The sequence below is a fragment of the Photobacterium kagoshimensis genome, from assembly GCF_050337045.1.
In the GTDB taxonomy this organism is placed as follows: Bacteria; Pseudomonadota; Gammaproteobacteria; order Enterobacterales; family Vibrionaceae; genus Photobacterium; species Photobacterium kagoshimensis.
The window spans coordinates 1-2,337 of the sequence record NZ_JAKJSO010000045.1 but is presented as its reverse complement, the minus strand read 5'-3'; the positions used below and the strand labels follow the sequence as shown (position 1 = coordinate 2,337).

Sequence of the window (2,337 nt, the reverse complement as noted above, 5' to 3'; positions counted from 1 at the left end):
GTTTACCCACAAAATAGCGCCTACGATGATGTTAGCACTATGGTTTACCTAGAAAAGATGAACCAGAAACGTGCACGAATACGGATAAAAAGGCAGCCAAATTCAAGCCGCGAACATCGCCCGCAATTTGATTGCTACGGCAACCACCAAAATGTAACCACTTCCCTACCAACGCACCGACAACAATATTAAAAGCGGCATTCCTCGAAAATGGTGCGGCAATAGCTGAGAAATTTAAGAACAGGGAGTACACAGAGCATCAACCGCCACGGCCGAACCATGGTTAAAACTAAATAAAGAAGTTGGCGCGGTTACCAGCGAATATTCACGCAAGCCGTTGAGACGTTTAAAAATAAGAAGCCGCTATGAACAACGAACGAATCTTACTGCATACGGATTTCACTGGAATTGACCAACTCGTAGCGACTGCGGAGTTARGTACACAAAAAGAACTGAACCAAGTCGGGTAACGCTCGCCATAATACGCCACAACGCATTACGATAATGTTGATAGACCACCGAAAACACTAAAACCAATTCAGACCTAGAATGCCGAGCGTTGGTGGTCGTATTRATGGCCTTGTTACCCGGCCGTTTGACTTGGGTTAAGCAGCTTGCCTGCCATGATGAAAGGCAGTTAAAAAATGCGCTGATTAAGCGCGACAAACACCCAACTCAAGGTAGACAAATTCAAAACTATAACCACGTAAACTACTGCACGTTTACCCACAAAATAGCGGCTACGATGATGTTAGCACTATGGTTTACCTAGAAAAGATGAACCCGAAACGCGTGCCAATATTGATAAAAAGGCAGCCTAAACTAAAGCCGCGAACAACATCCACAGTTCGAATATTTGCGGCAACCACCAAAATGTAACCACTTCCCTGCCAGCACACCGACTACACTATTGAAAGCGGCATTCCTCGATGATGGCGCGGCAATAGCTGAGAAGTTTAAGAACATTTTAAACACCTAGTCACAACCGCCACAGCCGAACCATGGTTAAAACCAAATACAGAAGTTGGCGCGGTTATCAGCGAACATTCACGCAAGTCGTTGAGACGTTTAAAAACAAGAAGCCGCTACAAACGAGGAGCGATTCTTACTGCATACGAATACTTCTGGAATTGACCAACTCACAGCGGCAGCGGAGTTAGGTACACAAAAAGAACTSAACCAAGTCGGGTAACGCCTTGGCATAAGGTGCGCCAACGCTGAACTTACTAAACCAAATACACATCAAACCAAAACCGCCGAGTGTTAAGCGTCACCTTAATGCCTTTGTTACCCGGCCGTTCGACTTGGGTGAAGCAGCTTGCCTGCCATGATGAAATGCAGTTAAAAATTGCGCTGATTAAGCGCGACAAACACCTAACTCAAGGCAGCCAAATTCAAAACTATAACCACGGAAATTACTACGCGTTTACCCACAAAACAGCGGCTACGATGCAGTTAGCACTATGGTTTACCTAGAAAAGATGCACCAGAAACGTGCGCGAATACGGATAAAAAGGCAGCAAAACTAAAGCCGCGAACAACACCCACAGTTCGAATATTTGCGGCAACCACCAAAATGTAACCACTTCCCTGCCAGCGCACCGACCACAATATTGAAAGCGGCTATCCTCGAAAATGGCGCGGCAATAGCTGAGAAATTTAAGAACTGGTATGTACGCAGAGCATCAACCGCCACGGCCGAACCATGGTTAATACCAACTACAGAAGTTGGCGCGGTTACCAGCGAATATTCACGCAAGTCGTTGAGAAATTCAAAAAATAAGAAACCGCTATGACCGATGAACGATTCTTACTGCATGCAGATTTCACTGATATTGACCAGTTCACAGCGATCGCGGAGTAGAGTACACAAAAAGAACTCAACCAAGTCGGGTAACGCTGGCATAAGGTGCGCCAACGCATTACTTACTAAACCAAATACACTTCAAACCAAAACCGCCGAGCGTTCTGCGTCACCTTAATGCCTTTGTTACCCGGCCGTTTGACTTGGGTTAAGCAGCTTGCCTGCCATGATGAAATGCAATTAAAAACTGCGCTGATTAAGCGCGACAGACACCCAACTCAAAGCAGACAAATTCAAAACTATAACCACGATAATTACTGCCCGTTTACCCACAAAATAGCGGCAACGATGAAGTTAGCACTATGGTTTACCTAGAAAAGATGCACTAGAAACGCTCGCCAATATTGATTAAAAGGCAGCCCAACTAAAGCCGCGAACCACGCCCACAATTCTATTTCTTTCGGCAACCACCAAAATGTAACCACTTCCCTGCCAGCGCACCGACCACAATATTGAAAGCGGCTATCCTCGAT

Annotated in this window: 6 protein-coding genes; 3 read left to right on the top strand and 3 right to left on the bottom strand. The window is 45.6% G+C overall.

Annotation, left to right across the window (positions count from 1 at the left end; genetic code table 11):
* Positions 1-37: 37 nt before the first annotated feature.
* Entirely contained in the window at positions 38-253 is a 216-nt protein-coding gene (locus tag L4C35_RS22945) for a hypothetical protein (protein WP_428465037.1), read from the bottom strand.
* Between the two features lie 321 nt (positions 254-574).
* Here L4C35_RS22945 and L4C35_RS22940 point away from each other — a divergent pair, with 321 nt between their 5' ends.
* Positions 575-772 (top strand): hypothetical protein, encoded by a 198-nt coding sequence (locus L4C35_RS22940; protein WP_428465036.1) that lies wholly within the window; start codon positions 575-577, stop codon positions 770-772.
* 50 nt (positions 773-822) lie between these two features.
* Here the strand turns inward: L4C35_RS22940 and L4C35_RS22935 are convergent, their stop codons facing one another.
* Complete coding sequence (locus L4C35_RS22935) at positions 823-966, bottom strand: hypothetical protein (protein WP_428465035.1); 144 nt, start codon at positions 964-966, stop codon at positions 823-825.
* 312 nt (positions 967-1,278) lie between these two features.
* Here L4C35_RS22935 and L4C35_RS22930 point away from each other — a divergent pair, with 312 nt between their 5' ends.
* Positions 1,279-1,476, top strand: a complete 198-nt coding sequence (locus L4C35_RS22930; protein ID WP_428465034.1) for a hypothetical protein — start codon at positions 1,279-1,281, stop codon at positions 1,474-1,476.
* A gap of 49 nt (positions 1,477-1,525) precedes the next feature.
* Here L4C35_RS22930 and L4C35_RS22925 read toward each other — a convergent pair whose 3' ends face one another.
* Positions 1,526-1,759 carry a hypothetical protein gene (locus L4C35_RS22925; RefSeq protein WP_428465033.1) on the bottom strand — a complete coding sequence of 78 codons (234 nt, stop codon included), beginning with the start codon at positions 1,757-1,759 and terminating at the stop codon, positions 1,526-1,528.
* Between the two features lie 222 nt (positions 1,760-1,981).
* On the opposite strand from L4C35_RS22925, the gene L4C35_RS22920 reads away from it, so the two are divergent.
* On the top strand, positions 1,982-2,179 hold the full coding sequence (locus L4C35_RS22920; RefSeq protein ID WP_428465032.1) for a hypothetical protein: 198 nt from the start codon (positions 1,982-1,984) through the stop codon (positions 2,177-2,179).
* Positions 2,180-2,337: the final 158 nt, after the last annotated feature.

Excerpts from the sequence above, each read along its gene's own strand:
- L4C35_RS22940 (WP_428465036.1), top strand. The coding sequence starts at position 575 with ATGGCCTTGTTACCCGGCCGTTTGACTTGGGTTAAGCAGCTTGCCTGC.
- L4C35_RS22935 (WP_428465035.1), bottom strand. The coding sequence starts at position 966 with ATGTTCTTAAACTTCTCAGCTATTGCCGCGCCATCATCGAGGAATGCC.
- L4C35_RS22930 (WP_428465034.1), top strand. The coding sequence starts at position 1,279 with ATGCCTTTGTTACCCGGCCGTTCGACTTGGGTGAAGCAGCTTGCCTGC.
- L4C35_RS22920 (WP_428465032.1), top strand. The coding sequence starts at position 1,982 with ATGCCTTTGTTACCCGGCCGTTTGACTTGGGTTAAGCAGCTTGCCTGC.